This window comes from Streptomyces hesseae (assembly GCF_031845785.1).
GTDB classification, from domain to species: domain Bacteria; phylum Actinomycetota; class Actinomycetes; order Streptomycetales; family Streptomycetaceae; genus Streptomyces; species Streptomyces hesseae.
Map to the genome: position 1 here is coordinate 349,143 of NZ_JAVRFI010000005.1, position 16,421 is coordinate 365,563.

The 16,421-nt window shown below is 72.0% G+C and carries 20 protein-coding genes; 6 read left to right on the top strand and 14 right to left on the bottom strand.

Features of this window, described 5'->3' with window-relative positions:
* Nucleotides 1-14: 14 nt before the first annotated feature.
* On the top strand, nucleotides 15-461 hold the full coding sequence (locus RM609_RS11680) for an RICIN domain-containing protein (RefSeq protein ID WP_311610202.1): 447 nt from the start codon (nucleotides 15-17) through the stop codon (nucleotides 459-461).
* On the opposite strand, the gene lepB is transcribed toward RM609_RS11680, so the two are convergent.
* The 6 genes from lepB to RM609_RS11710 all read right to left on the bottom strand — a co-directional run bounded on the left by lepB (nucleotide 458) and on the right by RM609_RS11710 (nucleotide 5,542).
* On the bottom strand, nucleotides 458-1,216 hold the full coding sequence (gene lepB, locus RM609_RS11685; protein ID WP_311610203.1) for a signal peptidase I: 759 nt from the start codon (nucleotides 1,214-1,216) through the stop codon (nucleotides 458-460). The genes RM609_RS11680 and lepB overlap by 4 nt on opposite strands.
* Before the next feature lie 86 nt (nucleotides 1,217-1,302).
* On the bottom strand, nucleotides 1,303-2,073 hold the full coding sequence (locus RM609_RS11690; protein ID WP_311610204.1) for an alpha/beta fold hydrolase: 771 nt from the start codon (nucleotides 2,071-2,073) through the stop codon (nucleotides 1,303-1,305).
* A 97-nt stretch (nucleotides 2,074-2,170) separates the two neighbouring features.
* The gene (locus RM609_RS11695) at nucleotides 2,171-3,775 is read right to left on the bottom strand and encodes an ABC-F family ATP-binding cassette domain-containing protein (RefSeq protein WP_311610206.1); all 1,605 of its coding nucleotides are present in this window, start codon (nucleotides 3,773-3,775) and stop codon (nucleotides 2,171-2,173) included.
* Between the two features lie 127 nt (nucleotides 3,776-3,902).
* The gene (locus tag RM609_RS11700) at nucleotides 3,903-4,304 is read right to left on the bottom strand and encodes a VOC family protein (RefSeq protein ID WP_311610207.1); all 402 of its coding nucleotides are present in this window, start codon (nucleotides 4,302-4,304) and stop codon (nucleotides 3,903-3,905) included.
* Nucleotides 4,305-4,445: 141 nt separating this feature from the next.
* Nucleotides 4,446-4,679: a chaplin family protein gene (locus tag RM609_RS11705; protein WP_311610208.1), complete on the bottom strand. Its 234-nt coding sequence runs from the start codon at nucleotides 4,677-4,679 to the stop codon at nucleotides 4,446-4,448.
* Nucleotides 4,680-4,864: 185 nt separating this feature from the next.
* Nucleotides 4,865-5,542, bottom strand: coding sequence for an HAD family hydrolase (locus RM609_RS11710; protein ID WP_311610210.1), 678 nt, complete (start codon nucleotides 5,540-5,542; stop codon nucleotides 4,865-4,867).
* Between the two features lie 272 nt (nucleotides 5,543-5,814).
* On the opposite strand from RM609_RS11710, the gene RM609_RS11715 reads away from it, so the two are divergent.
* Nucleotides 5,815-5,985 carry a hypothetical protein gene (locus RM609_RS11715; RefSeq protein ID WP_311610211.1) on the top strand — a complete coding sequence of 57 codons (171 nt, stop codon included), beginning with the start codon at nucleotides 5,815-5,817 and terminating at the stop codon, nucleotides 5,983-5,985.
* Between the two features lie 12 nt (nucleotides 5,986-5,997).
* On the opposite strand, the gene RM609_RS11720 is transcribed toward RM609_RS11715, so the two are convergent.
* From RM609_RS11720 to RM609_RS11745, 6 genes are all read right to left on the bottom strand, one after another.
* Nucleotides 5,998-6,858 (bottom strand): geranyl diphosphate 2-C-methyltransferase, encoded by an 861-nt coding sequence (locus RM609_RS11720; RefSeq protein ID WP_311610212.1) that lies wholly within the window; start codon nucleotides 6,856-6,858, stop codon nucleotides 5,998-6,000.
* Nucleotides 6,859-6,928: 70 nt separating this feature from the next.
* Nucleotides 6,929-8,191, bottom strand: coding sequence for a family 2 encapsulin nanocompartment cargo protein terpene cyclase (locus RM609_RS11725; protein ID WP_311610213.1), 1,263 nt, complete (start codon nucleotides 8,189-8,191; stop codon nucleotides 6,929-6,931).
* A gap of 40 nt (nucleotides 8,192-8,231) precedes the next feature.
* On the bottom strand, nucleotides 8,232-9,659 hold the full coding sequence (locus tag RM609_RS11730; RefSeq protein ID WP_311610214.1) for a family 2B encapsulin nanocompartment shell protein: 1,428 nt from the start codon (nucleotides 9,657-9,659) through the stop codon (nucleotides 8,232-8,234).
* Between the two features lie 347 nt (nucleotides 9,660-10,006).
* A complete protein-coding gene (locus tag RM609_RS11735; protein WP_311610215.1) occupies nucleotides 10,007-10,462 on the bottom strand; it encodes a universal stress protein in 456 nt (151 codons plus the stop codon).
* Between the two features lie 41 nt (nucleotides 10,463-10,503).
* Complete coding sequence (locus RM609_RS11740) at nucleotides 10,504-11,010, bottom strand: universal stress protein (protein WP_311610259.1); 507 nt, start codon at nucleotides 11,008-11,010, stop codon at nucleotides 10,504-10,506.
* Between the two features lie 153 nt (nucleotides 11,011-11,163).
* A complete protein-coding gene (locus RM609_RS11745) occupies nucleotides 11,164-11,577 on the bottom strand; it encodes an organic hydroperoxide resistance protein (RefSeq protein ID WP_311610216.1) in 414 nt (137 codons plus the stop codon).
* Between the two features lie 117 nt (nucleotides 11,578-11,694).
* Between RM609_RS11745 and RM609_RS11750 the strand changes: the two genes are divergently transcribed.
* A complete protein-coding gene (locus RM609_RS11750) occupies nucleotides 11,695-12,192 on the top strand; it encodes a MarR family winged helix-turn-helix transcriptional regulator (protein ID WP_311610217.1) in 498 nt (165 codons plus the stop codon).
* Between the two features lie 60 nt (nucleotides 12,193-12,252).
* Here the strand turns inward: RM609_RS11750 and RM609_RS11755 are convergent, their stop codons facing one another.
* Together RM609_RS11755 and RM609_RS11760 are read right to left on the bottom strand one after the other, a co-directional pair.
* The gene (locus RM609_RS11755; RefSeq protein WP_311610218.1) at nucleotides 12,253-12,909 is read right to left on the bottom strand and encodes a maltokinase N-terminal cap-like domain-containing protein; all 657 of its coding nucleotides are present in this window, start codon (nucleotides 12,907-12,909) and stop codon (nucleotides 12,253-12,255) included.
* Nucleotides 12,910-12,967: 58 nt separating this feature from the next.
* A complete protein-coding gene (locus tag RM609_RS11760; protein WP_311610220.1) occupies nucleotides 12,968-13,423 on the bottom strand; it encodes an Lrp/AsnC family transcriptional regulator in 456 nt (151 codons plus the stop codon).
* 148 nt (nucleotides 13,424-13,571) lie between these two features.
* Between RM609_RS11760 and RM609_RS11765 the strand changes: the two genes are divergently transcribed.
* From RM609_RS11765 to RM609_RS11775, 3 genes are all read left to right on the top strand, one after another.
* Nucleotides 13,572-14,600 (top strand): asparaginase, encoded by a 1,029-nt coding sequence (locus RM609_RS11765; protein WP_311610221.1) that lies wholly within the window; start codon nucleotides 13,572-13,574, stop codon nucleotides 14,598-14,600.
* Between the two features lie 54 nt (nucleotides 14,601-14,654).
* Nucleotides 14,655-16,106 carry an aspartate ammonia-lyase gene (gene aspA / locus RM609_RS11770; RefSeq protein WP_311610222.1) on the top strand — a complete coding sequence of 484 codons (1,452 nt, stop codon included), beginning with the start codon at nucleotides 14,655-14,657 and terminating at the stop codon, nucleotides 16,104-16,106.
* A gap of 53 nt (nucleotides 16,107-16,159) precedes the next feature.
* On the top strand, nucleotides 16,160-16,421 hold a 262-nt coding region (locus RM609_RS11775; RefSeq protein WP_498073164.1), incomplete at its 3' end, for an ACT domain-containing protein.

Consider the following 16,421-nt stretch of genomic DNA (forward strand, 5'->3'; position numbering starts at 1 on the left):
TGAAAGGTCGCTTCATGCGTACGCGCGCTGTCGTCGCCACCATGGCACTCGCCCTCGCCGGTGGCGGGTTCCTCGGCTCCCCCGCCTCCGCCTCCGCCATCGCCGGCTCCCCGGCCCAGGAGTGGGTGGTGAACAACCCGCGCACCGTCATCGTGCAACGGACCAGCGGGAACTGCCTGACGGCCCCGGGCGGCGCCGACGGTGCCGTGACGACCCGGGGTTGCAACAACGCCCCGGGGCAGCGTTTCGTCCTGGAGGGAGGGGACGTCCGCAACCAGTCCAGTGGCCTGTGCCTCACGGCCACCGGTCTCGACAAGCCGACGGTGATGCGTCCCTGCAACGGTTCCGCCGGTCAGCGGTTCTCCGTCCAGGGCCCGGACATCCGCAGTCAGGCCAGCGGGCGGTGCCTGACGGCCACCGGCCCCGAGAAGCCGGTGCTGCTGACGCCGTGCCGGACCTAGCGTCCGGGGCGTGCGCCGGGCTGGTGATCGAACGTGTCGGGTACGGGCAGGGTGGCCCACCGGGAGACCGGCCAGGCGACGACGACGGCCCTGCCGATCACATTGTCCACGGGCACGAACCCGCCGCCCGGCTCGTGGACATGGGCGCGGGAGTCCCGTGAGTCGTCGCGGTGGTCGCCCATCACCCACAGGTGGCCCTCGGGCACCTTCACCGTGCCGGCCGGCATGTCGTCGCACGGGGTGGCACCGGGGTGGACGTACGGCTCGTCCAGGGGCTTGCCGTTGACCTTCACCGGCTCGCCGCGTTTGCACTCCACGGTGTCACCGCCGACCCCGATCACCCGCTTGATCAGGTCCTTCTCGTCCGCCGAGGGCATCAGGCCGATGAAGGCCAGCGCTTTTCGCGCTCCTCGCTGAAAGGCGTTGCCGTGCTGCGGAGGCTGGTCGGACAGCCAGCCGCCCGGGTCCCGGAAGACCACGACCTCGCCCCGGTCCGGTGCCGCCCCGAACCAGGGCGTGAGCTTGTCGACCAGCACCCGGTCGTCCGTCCGGAGGGTGTTCTCCATCGAGCCGGAGGGGATGGAGAACGGCTGTACGAGGAAGGTTTTGATCACGAGCGCGAGGACGAGGGCCGCGCCGATCAGGAGGGGTATCTCCCGCCATCCCGAACGCTTCTTCCGCGTGACGCGCGAGGTCCGCCCGTCCGCCGGCGGCTCGTCGGGCGGCGTGTTCGCCTCGTTCTCCCCGGTGGTCATCGCTCGTCCCTCTCCCCTTGGCCGTACCGGGGCCGTGACCGGCTCCCGGCAGTGACTCAACGAACAGGGGTTCCCAGGGGCTGGGGCTACGGCGCCGCGAGCGCGTTCGCGGTGGCGCGGGCGAAGGCTTCGGGGTTGTCCAGCATGATGTTGTGCCCGCAGTCCGGAATCGGTGTCACGGCCACCCCGGCCTCGGCGAGCGCATCGGCACCGCAGAGCGGACCGTCCGCCTCCGGCAGCAGAAAAGTGCGCGGAATCGTGAGTTCCATGAGGAGTTCGCGCATGGTGGGCACGCTCCCCCGGGTGAGGTGGACCGCGCTGCGGTGCAGCGCTTCGAGGCCGGCCAGCCGCATGGTGGACCACCAGTGCGCGCCGGCCCGGTCGCGGACCTCCCGCCAGCCGCCGGCCAGGAATTCCTCCTCCGTGCAGGCGGCGATGCCGCGGCTGCCACCGGCGCCGGGCGTGGGCGGGATCGGGTCGAGGTTCGCGTCGACGAGGACCAGCCGGGAGACCAGGTGCGGGTGGCGGGCGGCCAGAACGATGGCGACCGAGCCGCCCATGCTGTGCGCGATCACCTCCGCGCCGCCGGCACCCGCGACGGTCAGCGCCTCGGCGAGCGCGTCGGCGTGCGCCTCCAGGGTGTAGTCGAAGGTGACGGGCCGGTCGCTGATGCCGTGACCGAGCAGGTCGACGAGCAGGGACCGGTGACCGGCCAGCAGCGGGTGGGCCGCGACGCCCGCGAAGTAGGCGGGCGACGTGGCACCCAGGCCGTGCACGTAGACGCGTGTGGGTTCCCGGCCCGGCAGTTCGGCCCAGCGGATCCGGTCACCTTCGGTCGTCACGACGGCGTCGCGCACAGTTCTCTTCCCCCGCACTCGAGTTCGATGGATCGTCAGGTGGAAGAGGGTAACCGCCCGCGCCGCCGGGTGGGCGGCGCGGGTGGCGTCGGCGGCGTCAGGCCAGGGAGACCAGGTCGCGGTAGCCCTCGTTCCACAGGTCCTCTTCCGCGTCCGGCAGGAGCAGGACGCGGTCGGGGCGCAGGGCGTCGATGGCGCCCTCGTCGTGCGTGACCATCACGATCGCGCCGGGGTACGAGCCGACGGCGGCCAGGACCTCCTCGCGGGAGGCGGGGTCGAGGTTGTTGGTGGGCTCGTCCAGCAGCAGGACGTTGGCGCCGGAGTGGACCAGCCCGGCCAGGGCCAGGCGGGTCTTCTCGCCGCCCGAGAGGACTCCGGCGGGTTTGTCGGCGTCGTCCCCGGAGAAGAGGAACGCTCCGAGGACGCGCCGTATCTCACCGTCCGTCAGGTGGGGCGCCGCGTCGGCGAGGTTCTCGCGGACGGTGCGTTCCCGGACCAGGGTGTCGTGCTCCTGGGCGAAGTAGCCGAGCCGCAGCCCGTGTCCGTGCACGACCCGCCCGCTGTCCGGGCGCTCCGCTCCGGCGAGGACGCGGAGCAGGGTGGTCTTGCCCGCGCCGTTGAGGCCGAGGACGACGAGGCGGCTGCCGCGGTCGAGGGCCAGGTCGACGCCGGAGAGGACGTGGTGGCCGCCGTAGGACTTGGTCAGGCTGATCGCGCCGAGGGGCGTCCGTCCGCAGGGCTCCGGTTCGGGCAGGCGGATCCTGGCGACCTTCTCCACGTGCCGGGCCGGTTCGAGGCCGGCGAGCATGCGGTCGGCCCGGCGCGTCATGCTCCTGGCCATGACGGCGGTGGCGGACCGGGCCTTCATCTTGTCGGCCTGCGCGTGGAGGGCGGCGGCCTTGCGTTCGGCGTTGGCGCGCTCACGTGCCCGGCGCCGCTCGTCGGTCTCCCGCTGGGTCAGGTAGGTGGTCCAGCCGGTGTTGTGGATGTCGATGGTGGCGCGTCGTGGGTCGAGGTGGAAGACGCGGTTGACGACGTCGGTGAGGAGGGAGTTGTCGTGGCTGATCATCACCAGGCCGCCCTGGTGTCCTTGGAGGAAACCGCGCAGCCAGGCGACGGAGTCGGCGTCGAGGTGGTTGGTGGGCTCGTCCAGCAGGAGGGTGCCGTCGTGTCCGGCGAAGAGGATGCGGGCGAGTTCCACGCGGCGTCGTTGTCCGCCGGAGAGGACGCCCACGGGTTCGCCCATGACGCGGTCGGGCAGTCCGAGCCCGGCGGCGACGCGGGCGGCCTCGGCTTCGGCCGCGTATCCGCCCGCCACCTGGAAGGCGGCCTCGGCGCGGGCGTAGGCGTTCATCGCCCGGTCCAGCGCGCCGGGGCCGGTGGCCTCGGCCATGGCGGTCTCGGCCGCGCGCAGCCGGCGCAGGGTCCGGTCGAGGCCGCGGGCGGAGAGGATGCGGTCGGTGACGGTGACGGCGGGGTCGGCGGTACGGGAGTCCTGGGCCAGGAAGCCGACGGGGCCGGTGTGGGTGACGGTGCCGGCTGCGGGGCGTGCCTGCCCGGCGAGGGCGGTCATGAGGGTGGTCTTGCCCGCGCCGTTGCGGCCGACGAGGCCGACGCGGTCGCCGGGCGAGACGGTGAAGGAGATGCCGGACAGCAGGAGGCGCGCGCCCGCGCGCAGGTCGGCATCACGAACGGTGATCATGGGATGACGCTCCGAAAAAGCGAAAGGACACACTTCTGGCGTGGAAGCGGGTCCTCAGCTAGGAAATTCGGGGCGTGGACATGAGGTCACCGTAACCGGCCGCGCGTGACCGGCGCACCCGGTTTTCTCAGCGCGCGCGGGGGGTGTCGAGCTGGATCAGGTCCCAGCGGTTTCCGTACAGGTCCCGGAAGACGGCGACCGTGCCGTACGGCTCGCGCCTGGGCTCCTCCTCGAACACGACACCGGCCGCCCGCATCCGCTCGTAGTCGCGCTCGAACGCCTCGGTGTTCAGGAACCAGCCGACCCGGCCGGCTGTCTGGTCCCCGACACGGGTCGCCTGCTCATCGGTCGCGGCCTTGGCGAGGAGCACCGCCGTCTCCTTCGCGCCCGGCGGAGCGACGACCACCCACCGTTTGTCGTCGTCGACGTGGGTGTCCTCCAGGAGGTCGAAGCCGACGGCGTCGCGATAGAAGGCGATGGCTTCGTCGTAGTCACGTACGACGACGGTCACGAGTCCGAGGTGCGTCATGTGACGATCTTCCCTGACGGCGTGGCTGCCGGTGCCGACGCCCCCTCCCCTGCCCGGACACGCCACAGAGGTGGCCGGTGCCGTCCGGGTGCGACGGTGCCGGCCACCTCTGCTCAGGTGGGGGGAGGTGCTGTGGGTGACTTACTTGTTGATGAGCGCGTTGCCGTGGGAGCTGTTGAGGACGCCGACGACCGAGATGGCGTTGCCGCCGACGTTCGGGGAGACGCGGGGTGCGACCTGGGCGACGTTCCCGGCGGCGACGCCCGGGGAGTTGGAGGCGGTGCCGTGCGCCTGGTCGGCGGTGGCGGCGGCGGCACCGGCGCCGATAGCGGCGGCGGCCATCACGGTGACGGCGGCGGCGTTGCGGATGCTCATGGATTGTCTCCTTGCTTGTGGGGGGAGGCAGTGCAAAAGCTCTGGCAAGAGAGAGTCTTGCGTATGAAAAACCGCTAACGCGACTGAGGGCGGTATGTTCATCCCCTCTGATGATCACGTGCTCGGGCTTGACCACCTGTGGGTGTTTCCCGCCCTCAACGACGACGCGCGCCGAGGGAGTTGGGTCACGGTCGCCGATCGTGCCGCGCCAGGCCCCTGGCCCAGTCCCGCACTTCGGGTGCGGCCAGGCCGGCGCCCAGCCAGTCGTGGTCGAGGCCGGTTCCCGGGAGGGACGGCACGACCGCGACGTAGAGCCCGGCGGCACGCGCCGAAGCGATGCCCGTCGCCGAGTCCTCGAAGGCGACGGAACGTGTGGGGGCCGCACCGAGCGTCGCGCACGCTGTGAGGTAGAGCTCCGGTGCGGGCTTGGGGCAACGCACCTCGTCGGCGGCGAACGAGTGGGTGAAGTGCTCGGCGAGGCCGGCCGACCACAGTGCCACGTCCAGCAGTTCCCGGGGGCTGTTGCTGGCCACGGCGATGGGGACGGACGCCCGGCAGGCACGCACCAGTTCCGCCGCCCCGGGGAGGGCCACGGCTCCTCGGGCGAGTTCCTTGCGGACCCTTTCGAGGAGTTCGGCGGCGAGCTCCGCGCCGGAGCCGGGGCGCCCGAAGTACTGGGCCATGGCCTCGCCGGCGGCCTCCAGCGTGCGGCCGATGACCAGGGCCTTCTGTTCGGGACCGAAGGGATGGCCGTGCGCCGCGAAGATGGCCGTCTCCGCGACGGTCCAGCAGGGTTCGGTGTCGACCAGCAGGCCGTCGCAGTCGAAGACCACGGCCTCGACGCCGGTGGGAAGCGGACGCATGCGGCTGTCCTTTCGCTGGGGCTGAGGGCCTCGCGGTCGCCGCCCGGCACCTCACCGTCCGGGCGCGACCACGAGCGATCACCCTAGGTCGGGAACCGCGGAACATCTATATTCCTGCCCGGAATCGGGCAGGAATGGGCTGTGCGATCTGGCCAACCGGGCCGTATCGCGCGCCGGCGGCGTTCATCCACTTGGACGTCTCCGGGGGCCGACTCGGCTCGGAGGCTGTCCACTGTGAGGAAGAGCGTTCCGGCCGGATGGAGGGACTTCCCGTGGCCAAGGACAAGGACATGGACGACAAGCGTCAGCAGCTCTCCGACGACGCCAGGTTCTTCCTGAGCGGATTGCCGAGAGCGGACCGTGACAAGGCGCTGCGCGAGAGGACCGCCAAGCAGCTCGACGAGGCCGGCAAGGAGGTGCGGAGCGCCCTCACGGAGGAGTAGCCCCGGCGCGCGTCAGACGCGGTCGGCGGCGATGAGCAGGTAGTGGAAGCTGCCTTCCTTGTACGCGGTGAGGAACGCCTCCTCGATGCCCGTGGCCACCTCCGACTTCGCGCGCAGCTCCCAGTAGGGGATGGTCGCGGGGGTGAGGTCCACGACGTTGATCGGCGTCAGGCCGTTCGCGGCCAGGGCCTTGAAGTACGCGCTGCGGGGGTGGATGTTGCAGGTGTAGTGCTCGTCGATGCGGCTGACCGCCTTGGAGCGCAGGCCCTGGACATCGTTGGAGCAGCCGGTGATGCACACGTACCGGCCGCCGAACTCCAGGAGCCGGGAGAACTCGCCGAACAGCTCGAAGAGGTCCACGTACATGGTGGTCTCGTTGGTCCAGATCGCCCGGCGGGAGCCGGTCTCGAAGCCGGTGTCGAGCATGTTGCGGAAGTGGAACTTCACGCTGTCGTCGATACCGCGCTTGCGCGCCTGCTCGTTGGCGAAGCCGACCTGGTACTCCGAGATCGACACGCCGTCCACCGCGCAGCCGAAGCGCTGGTGGGCCATGACACTGGTGCCGCCGCGGCCGGAACCGCCGTCCAGGAGGCGGTCCTGGGGGGTGACGGTGCCCAGGTGGTCGAGGAGGACGTCGGCCTGGGCGGTCTCCAGGCGGTGCATCTCCTCGATCATCCGCTGCTCCCGGGTCTCCGCGGGCCCCTCCAGGACGGAGGGGTCGTAGTCGCCGAGCCCGTAGTGGTGGTGGTAGAGGTCGTCGACCTCGCCCAGGCGCAGGTTGACCGGGTCCTGCTGGTTGGTGTTCCAGTACGAGGCCACCGCCTTCTGGAACGCGGTGCGCAGGACTGCGGGGGCGGAGGGCGTGGTGGGCAACTCGTGTTCTCCTTAAAGGGTTTGTCAATAGGGTTTGCGAATGACGACGTGCGGCCTTGCGGCTCGCCGCCTACGGCGTTCCGTAGCGGGCGGTGCCCGCGTGCCAGGCCTTGTTGCCGCCGAGCCAGGCCCATACGCCGGCCAGGAAGCGGCGCAGGGCCGGGGAGCCGGTGAGGCTGAGGGCGGCCGCTTCCCTCTCGAAGGAGCGCACGAGCTCGTCGTGGATCGCGGCGCTTCGCTCGACGGCCTCCCGGAGTGTGCACTTCTCCTCCGCGACGATCGCCGCGGGCAGGTTGAAGTTCAGACCGGTGGCGTCCTTCTCCTTGGCCATCGAATAGAGGTCGTTCACCAGCGTGCTGGCAGTGCCCGCCATGGTGACGGCACGGCGCACGCGCGGTTCGGCGTACTCGGCGGCGGACAGCGGGTGTCCGTCCATCACGTCGACGAGTGCGATGCAGGGCAGGAAGCTGTTGAAGCGGCGGTGGGTGAGGTACTCCCAGACCGCGGGCATCTTGCCCGTGCTGCGCCAGGAGCCCTCCTGCCCGTACCCGACGAACAGTCCGCCGATCTCCTGGCGCACCCGGGCCAGCTGGCTGGGGTCGGCGTAGCGCGCGAGGTGCTCGAAGCCGGAGCGGAGGGCGGCGCGGACGGGGTCCGCGCGCAGGGCCTCGTCGAGTTCCGAGGCGTGGGGCTCGGGGAGGTGGGCGGAGTCGACGGCCGCGAGGGCGGTCCCGAGGTGGGCGCCGAGGTGGGCCGGGGAGGAGCCCATGGTCTCGTCGTCGCAGTAATAGTCGTCCGTGGCCCATTCGGCGAGCGCGCACCGGGCGGCCGCCAGCAGCCGGTCCGGGTCGTCGGTCTGGGGGTGGACGAGCATCGTCATCCGCCCGAGGTTGGTGCTCCGGATGCCGTCGAGCCGCTCCGGGTAGATGCCGATCTCCTCGGCCCACGCGATGAGCCGGTCGTTGACCTCGTCGCCGAGGGCCCGGTCGTCGCGGAGCGGCGGCGGGCAGTACAGCTCGGGCACGGGGGTGCCGGAGGCGCCTGACGTGCCGGACGCCCCGGTGGCCGTCCCGGCCGTCGTCCCAGCGGCGGGCCGGGTGGCCGGGATCCGGAGGCCGGAGGTGCCGAGGCCGGTCGGCCCGGTGGGCACGGCGTGCCGCGGCCGCGGCGCGCCGGCCGAAGCGGACGCCGCGCGCCGGGAAGCGTCACCGCGTGCGGCGCGGGCGCCGGGCACGAGGGGGGCCGCCCCGCTCTGGTGGGACAGCAGTGTGGCCACCAGCCTCGCCACGTCGTGGGTGGCCGAGGGTGCGGACATACGGGACAGCAGCGACACCGGTTCTCTCCGTTCCTCTCCGTTCTCGGGTGCGGCGGTGTCAGGAAGGCGCGCCGGCGATCTGGACGTTCTCCAGCACGCCGAGGGCGTCGGGCACGAGCACGGCGGCGGAGAAGTAGGTGCTGACCAGGTAGGAGATGACGGCCTGGTCGTTGATGCCCATGAAGCGGACGTTCAGGCCGGGCTCGTACTCGTCGGGGATGCCGGTCTGCCACAGGCCGACCACGCCTCCCGCGGACTCGCCGGTGCGCATGGCGAGGATCGAGGAGGTGCCCTCGTCCGAGACGGGGATCTTGCCGCAGGGCAGGATCGGGACGCCGCGCCAGGCGGGGACGCTGTGGCCGTTGACATCGGCGGTGTCGAAGGCGAGCCCGCGCTTGTTGCACTCGCGGCCGAAGGCGGCGACGGCCTTCGGGTGCGCGAGGAAGAACTTGGTCTGGCGGCGCATGCTCAGCAGCTCGTCCATGTCGTCCGGGGTGGGCGGGCCGGAGTGGGTCTGGACGCGCTGGCTGTAGTCGACGTTGTGCAGCAGGCCGAACTCGCGGTTGTTGACGAGCTCGTACTCCTGGCGTTCGCGCAGGGCCTCGATGGTCAGGCGCAGTTGCTGCTCGACCTGGTTCATGGGGTCGTTGTAGAGGTCGGCGACCCGGCTGTGCACCCGCAGGGCGGTCTGGGCGACGCTCAGCTCGTACTCGCGCGGTTCGAGCTCGTAGTCCACGAAGGTGCCCGGCAGCACGGGCTCGCCGGTGTGCCCGGCGGCGAGGGCGATGTCGGCCTCGCCGCGCTTGTTGCGGGGGAGCTCGCCCTCGTCGCGGCGCCGCCGGACGTGGGAGCGCAGCGACTCGCTGCGGCCGGCCACCTCTTCGTACGCGTGGCGCGGCAGGGCGAGTACGGTGCACGCGGTCAGGGCGCGGGCCGTGAAGTCCCAGTCGCCGGGCTCGGGGGCCACGGCCGTCCCGCCGAAGAAGCCGCCGTCGGCCAGCACGCCCCGGCGGGTGTCCTCGCCGTACCTGCCGGTGCCGAGCTTCTCCACCTTGCCGTGCGCGATCAGGTACACGTGGTCGGCGGGCCGGCCGGCCGAGGCGATGATCTGGCCGGGCTCGTATTCGCGCTGCTCGAAGCGGTCGGCCAGGGCGCGCAGGACGTCCGTGTCGGCGAAGCCGCGCAGCAGGGGCAGCTCGCCGAGCTCGGCGGGGACGACCCTGACGCTCGCGCCTTCCTGGACGAAGGTGACGCGGCCGTCCCCGACCTCGTACACGAGCCGCCGGTTGACCCGGTAGGTGCCGCCGCTGACCTGGACCCAGGGCAGCATGCGGATCAGCCAGCGCGAGCTGATGCCCTGCATCTGCGGCATGGACTTGGTGGTGGTCGCGAGGTTCCGCGCTGCCGCGACGCCCAGGCTGAGCTGTGCCCGGCCGCCGGTGTACTCCTGCTGCTCCGGCTGGTCCGGCAGCGCTGCGGTCGACATCCCAGGTCCTTCCGTCTCGGGGCCCGTATCGGCCTGCGGAGCGCGGTTGCCCACCTCGGTGACCTGCGGTGACGGCGCTCCGGCGGGGAGTGAATCAGGCCGGGGCGGCACCGGTCGAAAGCAGGCGGCCGGGTACGGCGCATTCACGCCACTCACGCATCGGAGGACCCATTGACCACTTGAGTCACATCGGTCGGTGTGTCAAGGGCCATTGGGGGACGATCTGTTGGGCCGTACGGTCCCGGTGGTTCACCTGCGACCCCGGGGTCGACATGTCCGGGTCAATGATCCGGAGGTCGTGCGGGAACCGGGGTGTGCGGTGTCCGAGGATGACGAAATCTCATCGTTCAGTCCCCGGCGGGCGGGACGACCATGACCGGGCAGTCGCAGTGCCGGAGGCAGTAGCGGCTCACCGAGCCCTTCAGCAGGCGGTGCAGCGCCCCGTGCCCGCCGTCGCCCACGACGAGGACGTCCCCGTCCTCGCCGGACGCCTGCACCAGCAGGGGCGCCGGCGGCCCGAAGGCGGTGGTGGGAGCGCACCGGACGTCGGCGGGCAGACCGCCGAGGGCGCGCTCGCAGGAGTCGACGAGCCGCCGGTACGCCGCGCGGTCGAGCTCCCGGGCCGTGCGGGGGTCCGGCGGCCAGAGCGTGTCGATGTAGTCGCCCATGGGGGACGAGTAGACGAGGACGGGTCGGAGCGTGGCGTGGTGGCGCCGGGCCTCCTGCGCCGCCTTCCGCAGGGCGGCGAGGCTGTGGGCCGATCCGTCGACCCCGACGACGACGCGACGTACTGTGCGGTTCATTTCTCCTCCGCTCCTCCCGCCCCCGGTCCGTGCTGTCCACGCTACGAACGCCGGGCGGGGCGCGGCATCGGCCGATCGGCCCACGAGGCGGAGGCACTCTCCTCGGCCGCGACCACCAGCACCGGGCATACCGCGTGGCGGAGGCAGTGGCGGCGTGCCGAGCCGTACCGGATCCGGTGCAGCAGGCCGTGTCCGCCGGTGCCCATGACCAGCAGGTCGGTGTCGTGCCGGGCACAGGCGACCAGCGCCGGGCCGGCGTCCGCCCGTACGACCACGGGGGCGACCCGCGGCCGGTCGCCGGCCTCGCGCAGCGTCCTGCCGCAGGCCTCCTCCAGCCGTTCCCGGGCCCGGCGCTCCCAGATGTGCCGAATGTCCTCGGGGGCCGGGTTCATGGCGTCGAGGGCCTCACCGCCCGGGGGCCGCCAGGCCAGCACCGGGCACAGCTCGGCACGGTGGCGGACCGCCTCCCGCACGGCCAGTTCCAGGGCCGCCCGGCTCCCCTCGGAACCGTCCACTCCGACGACCACGCGCTTGACGAGCTGCGACATCTTCCTCACCGGCTTCCTGCCGACTCCCAGGGCTCCGCCCCGGGCCGAATACGTCCGCCCTCCACACTGACCGCGCCAAGGGGTGTGAGGCATCCGCCGATCGGCCGGTTCGCCGGGCCCGCGTCAGCCGCGGGTCGTCACTCGCGCGTGTCGTTACTCGACGACGAGCTCGACCGGGATGTTGCCGCGGGTCGCGTTGGAGTAGGGGCAGACCTGGTGGGCCTGCTCGACCAGCTTGCGGCCCGTCGCGGCGTCGAGGCCGTCGGGCAGCTCCACGCGCAGCGTGACCGCCAGCGCGAAGCCCTCGCCCTCCTTGCCGATGCCGACCTCGGCGGTCACCGCGGCGTCGCCGAGGTCGACCTTCGCCTGCCGGCCGACGAGGCCGAGGGCGCTGGCGAAGCACGCCGCGTACCCGGCGGCGAACAGCTGCTCCGGGTTCGTGCCCGCGCCGTTGCCGCCCAGCTGCGCCGGGAGGGCCAGCTGGACGTCGAGGAGGCCGTCGGAGCTGACGGCGCGGCCCTCACGGCCGTGGGTGGCGGTGGCGACGGCGGTGTACAGGGCTTCCATGGGAACCATCCCTCTCGAAGATCGCGGCGGTGGCCCGGAGGGCCCGCCTGACACCCATCAAGGTAGTGCACGATTCAGTTGTGCGCAATTAAATGCCCGTCGAGATACCCTGGGCGCATGACGAAGCCGCCGACCGCCCCGCCCGAGAGCGCGCCCCACGAGGACTACCTCCGCCTGGACCGGCAGCTCTGCTTCTCCCTGAACGCCGCCTCCCGCGCGTTCGGCGCCGTCTACCGCACGCTCCTCAAGGACCTCGGCCTGACGTACCCGCAGTACCTGGTCATGCTCGCCCTCTGGGAGCACACCGAACTGCCCGTGAAGCGGCTGGGCGAGCTCCTGCGCCTGGACTCCGGGACGCTCTCCCCGCTCCTCAAGCGCCTGGAGGCGGCCGGGCTCGTGCACCGCGAGCGCAGCGCGCAGGACGAACGGTCCGTCATCATCCGCCTCACTCCGGCGGGCACGGCGCTGCGCGAGGAGGCGGCCCTCGTGCCGGTCCGGATCGCGACGGCCGCAGGCATCACCGCCCAGGAGGCCGGGGAACTGCGCGCGCTCCTCGAGAAATTGACGCTCGCGCTCGACGGCGCGGCCCTCGACGACGCATCGCTCTGCGACTGACGCGTCGACTTCGCCGCCGGTGCCCGTACCCGGCCGGAGCCGGGCACGGGGCGGCGCGACTCAGTCCCGCGAGGCGGTGCGAAGGGTGGCGAAGAGGCCCCGGACGCGGGTGCCGTCCTCCAGGCGCCACCAGCCCACGACGTGACCGGCCGCGCCCTCGGGCGGGGTGTCCGCGCCGCGACTCAGGACTCGGTGGAGGCGGAGTGCGGCACCGTGCGGCGCGCCCGTCAGCTCGGTGGACTCCGCGCCGTCGGTGACGGAGGTGAAAGCCGCGCCCACGGGGCCCTGACCAGTGAAGGAACGGGCGATCTCGTGGTCGGGGGTGTCGTTGACGCTCTGGGCCTGGGCCTGGGCCCGGCCCTCGATCAGGGCGATGAGTCCGGTGGTGAACACCGGGTCGTGGCAGCCGTCGTAGGCCCAGCGCTTGCCCAGCACACCGTGGTCCATGGTCCCGACGAGGGCGTCCTCCGCCCCCTCCAGCGGGGCACCCCGGTAGGTGAGCGGCACCAGGTAGTCGACCGGTTCCGGGCCCACCGTATCGGTCACCACCATGAACTCGATCCCGACCTCCCCGGCCGGGTCGTCCAGCCGGAAGCCGCCCGCCTTGCTCAGCCGCGGCGCGCCCGTTCCGGGGCGGTACCACGGCCGGGAGGGCAGCCAGGAGCTGACCAGCTCTTCCTTGGTGGGCGTGAGGGTGGTGCGGTGGATGACAGCCATGCCCCTGGGTTCTCTTTCGTCGGGTCGATCGGTATATGACCGCCCATCATGTGTGACGTCAGCCGTCGACCGGAAGGCCTCGCGGCTCCTTGATCCGCTTCATGATGATCTGCGAGTTCACCTCGGTGATGCCCGACAGCGTGGTGAGGCGTTCGATCCACAGCCGCTCGTAGGCGGTGATGTCGGCGACCGCGATGCGCAGCAGACAGCCCGGACTGCCGAAGAGGCGGTACGCCTCGATCACGTCGGGGATCTCCTGGAGCGCGGCCTCGAACGCCTCGACCGCCTCCCGGTCGCGCTTGACCTCGATGGAGACGAGCACCTCGAAGCCGCGTCCGACGGCCTCCGGGTCGATGACCGCCCGGTAGCCCTGGATGACTCCGTCCTGTTCCAGCTGGCGGACCCGGCGCATACAGGGGGACGAGGTGAGACCCACGCGCTGGGCGAGGTCCTGGATGGTCAGCCGGCCGTCGCTCTGGAGCTCGCGCAAGATATTCCTGTCGATCTGATCCATTGCGCAATTATCCACCACACTACGCGCGTCATCGCGCCTGACATGGCAAACCGATTGCGCCCGATTCGTCATATCGTTGCCCGGTCCAGACCGGCGTGCGCCCCCGGCGCGCGCTGCGGTGACGAACTACGAGCAGGAGTGAGCCGACGTGGGACAGGTCGTCGTCATCAGCACCGGCGGAACGATCGCCAGCCGCTGGCAGGGGTCGGGCTTCGCCGCCGACGCCCGGGGCGGGGACGTCCTCGCGACGGCCGCCGTACCCGACGGCGTGACCGTGCGGGTCGTGGACCTGATGAGCGTCAACAGCGCCCGGCTCACCACCGCCGACCAGCTCGCGCTCCTGCGCACCGTGCACGAGGTGCTGGCCGACCCCGGCGTGGACGGCATCGTCGTCACCCACGGCACGGACACCCTGGAGGAGTCCGCCTTCTTCGTGGACCTCCACCACGACGACCCCCGCCCGGTGGTCTTCACCGGCGCCCAGCTGCCGCTGGAGGACCCCAACGGCGACGGGCCGCGCAACCTCCACGACGCCCTGCTGACCGCCTCCTCGGTCCGCGGCCTCGGGGTGCTCGTCGTCTTCGACGGCCAGGCGCACGCCGCGCGCGGCACGATCAAGGTGCGGACCCTGGCCGCCGACGCCTTCGCCGACCCGTCCGGGAGCCGGATAGCCGACGTGGGCCCCAGCGGCGTCGTCGTCCACCGGCGGCCCGAGCGGCCGGAGCCCCTCCCCCTGCCGGCGGTGGACGGGCCGCTGCCCCGGGTCGACATCGTCATGCACCACTGCGACGCGGACACGCTCCTGTTCGACGCGGCCGTCGGCGCGGGCGCCCAGGGCGTCGTCCTGGTCGCCACCGGAGCGGGCAACGCCACCCCCGAGATGGCCGCCGCCGTCGCCGACGCGGCCTCGCGGGGTGTGCTCGTCGCCCTGTCCACGCGGGTGCCCAGCGGGCCCGTCGCCGAGATCTACACCCACGGCGGCGCCGTGGACCTCGTCGCCGGCGGAGCCGTGCTCACCGGCACCCTGCGCGCCGGCCAGGCCCGCACAGCCGTCCTCGCCGCGACGCTCGCCGCCACCGACCCGGCCGCGCGCGACCGGGCCCTGCGCCAGGCCCTCGGCACCCCCGCCCCCGCGCCGGCCGCCGAGGCGCACACGGCGCCGTACGCGAACGCCTGATCACCCCCACCCCCACCGTCTCCCCCCACCGCCACCGCACCCGATCGGACCCTGATGACGGCCTCCGTCCCCCACCCCGCCACCGCACCCGACAGCGCCCCGTTCCGCAGCGAGCACGACCTCCTCGGCGACCGGGACGTCCCCGCCCACGCGTACTACGGCGTCCACACACTGCGGGCCGTGGAGAACTTCCCCATCACGGGCACCCCGATCGCCGTCTACCCCGACCTCGTCACCGCCCTGGCCGCCGTCAAGCAGGCCGCCGCCCAGGCCAACCGCGACCTGGGCCTGCTGGCCGGCGACAAGGCCGACGCCATCGTGCGGGCCTGTGAGGAGATCCGCGCGGGCCGCCTCCACGACCACTTCGTCGTCGACGTGATCCAGGGCGGCGCCGGTACCTCCACCAACATGAACGCCAACGAGGTCATCGCCAACCGGGCGCTGGAGCACCTCGGCCACGCCAAGGGCGACTACCGCCGGCTCCACCCCCTGGAGGACGTCAACGCGGGGCAGAGCACCAACGACGTCTACCCCACCGCCGTCCGGCTCTCCCTCCAGCTCGCCGCCGACCGGCTGCTGGAGGCCATGGAGACCCTGCGCCGGGCCTTCGCCGCCAAGGCGGAGGAGTTCGCGGACGTCCTCAAGATGGGCCGCACCCAGCTCCAGGACGCGGTGCCCATGACGCTGGGCCAGGAGTTCGCCGCGTACGCCGTGATGCTCGCCGAGGACCGGGCCCGCCTGGAGGAGGCCCGCGCCCTGCTCCGGGAGATCAACCTCGGTGGCACCGCCATCGGCACCGGCCTCAACGCGCACCCCGAGTACCCGGAGCTCGCCTGCCGCCACCTCGGCGCGATCACGGGCATCCCGCTGAGCGTCGCCGGCGACCTCGTCGAGGCCACCCAGGACATGGGCGCGTTCGTCCAGCTGTCCGGTGTGCTGAAGCGGATCGCCGTCAAGCTCTCCAAGACCTGCAACGACCTGCGCCTGCTCTCCTGCGGCCCGCGCGCCGGCCTCGCCGAGATCAACCTGCCGCCCGTGCAGGCGGGTTCGAGCATCATGCCCGGCAAGGTCAACCCGGTGATCCCCGAGGTCGTCAACCAGGTCGCCTTCGAGGTCATCGGCAACGACGTGACCGTCACCATGGCCGCCGAGTCCGGCCAGCTCCAGCTCAACGCCTTCGAGCCGGTCATCGCGCACAGCCTCCTCAAGAGCCTCACCCACCTGCGCTCGGGCTGTCTGACGCTGGCCGAGCGGTGCGTCACCGGTATCACCGCCAACCGCGAGCACCTGGCCCGGCTCGTCGGGCAGTCCATCGGCCTGGCCACCGCCCTCAACCCGCACATCGGGTACGAGAAGGCCACCGCCGTCGCCCAGGAGGCCCTGACCACCGGCGCCTCCGTCCGTGACCTGGTCCTGGCCAAGGGCCTGCTCACCCCGGAGCGGCTCGAGGAGATCCTCCACCCGGACAACCTCGCCCGCCCCCACTCCGCGGCCCTCAACGGCTGATCACTCCTTCCCCCATTCCACACGTTCCGGAAACAGAAAGAAGAAGTACCTCCATGGCAACGGCGCCTAGCGTCTCGTATTCGATGACGGTCCGGTTGGAGGTTCCCGTGTCGGGGACCGCGGTCAGTGAGCTGACCACGGCCGTGGAGTCCTCCGGTGGGTCCGTGACCGGCCTGGACGTGACCGCTTCCGGGCACGAGAAGCTGCGTATCGACGTCACGATGGCCACCACCTCGACCGAGCACGCCGACGAGATCGTCGAGAAGCTCCGCGGTATCGAGGGCGTGGTGCTGGGCAAGGTCTCCGACCGTACGT

What these genes read in the sequence shown, in the direction of transcription:
- RM609_RS11760 (WP_311610220.1), bottom strand. Translation starts at nt 13,423, where the DNA reads ATGGATCAGATCGACAGGAATATCTTGCGCGAGCTCCAGAGCGACGGC.
- RM609_RS11755 (WP_311610218.1), bottom strand. Translation starts at nt 12,909, where the DNA reads ATGGCTGTCATCCACCGCACCACCCTCACGCCCACCAAGGAAGAGCTG.
- aspA (WP_311610222.1), top strand. Translation starts at nt 14,655, where the DNA reads ATGACGGCCTCCGTCCCCCACCCCGCCACCGCACCCGACAGCGCCCCG.
- RM609_RS11740 (WP_311610259.1), bottom strand. Translation starts at nt 11,010, where the DNA reads ATGTCGCAGCTCGTCAAGCGCGTGGTCGTCGGAGTGGACGGTTCCGAG.
- RM609_RS11750 (WP_311610217.1), top strand. Translation starts at nt 11,695, where the DNA reads ATGACGAAGCCGCCGACCGCCCCGCCCGAGAGCGCGCCCCACGAGGAC.
- RM609_RS11705 (WP_311610208.1), bottom strand. Translation starts at nt 4,679, where the DNA reads ATGAGCATCCGCAACGCCGCCGCCGTCACCGTGATGGCCGCCGCCGCT.
- RM609_RS11730 (WP_311610214.1), bottom strand. Translation starts at nt 9,659, where the DNA reads ATGTCGACCGCAGCGCTGCCGGACCAGCCGGAGCAGCAGGAGTACACC.
- RM609_RS11745 (WP_311610216.1), bottom strand. Translation starts at nt 11,577, where the DNA reads ATGGAAGCCCTGTACACCGCCGTCGCCACCGCCACCCACGGCCGTGAG.
- RM609_RS11695 (WP_311610206.1), bottom strand. Translation starts at nt 3,775, where the DNA reads ATGATCACCGTTCGTGATGCCGACCTGCGCGCGGGCGCGCGCCTCCTG.
- RM609_RS11710 (WP_311610210.1), bottom strand. Translation starts at nt 5,542, where the DNA reads ATGCGTCCGCTTCCCACCGGCGTCGAGGCCGTGGTCTTCGACTGCGAC.
- RM609_RS11680 (WP_311610202.1), top strand. Translation starts at nt 15, where the DNA reads ATGCGTACGCGCGCTGTCGTCGCCACCATGGCACTCGCCCTCGCCGGT.
- lepB (WP_311610203.1), bottom strand. Translation starts at nt 1,216, where the DNA reads ATGACCACCGGGGAGAACGAGGCGAACACGCCGCCCGACGAGCCGCCG.
- RM609_RS11735 (WP_311610215.1), bottom strand. Translation starts at nt 10,462, where the DNA reads ATGAACCGCACAGTACGTCGCGTCGTCGTCGGGGTCGACGGATCGGCC.
- RM609_RS11700 (WP_311610207.1), bottom strand. Translation starts at nt 4,304, where the DNA reads ATGACGCACCTCGGACTCGTGACCGTCGTCGTACGTGACTACGACGAA.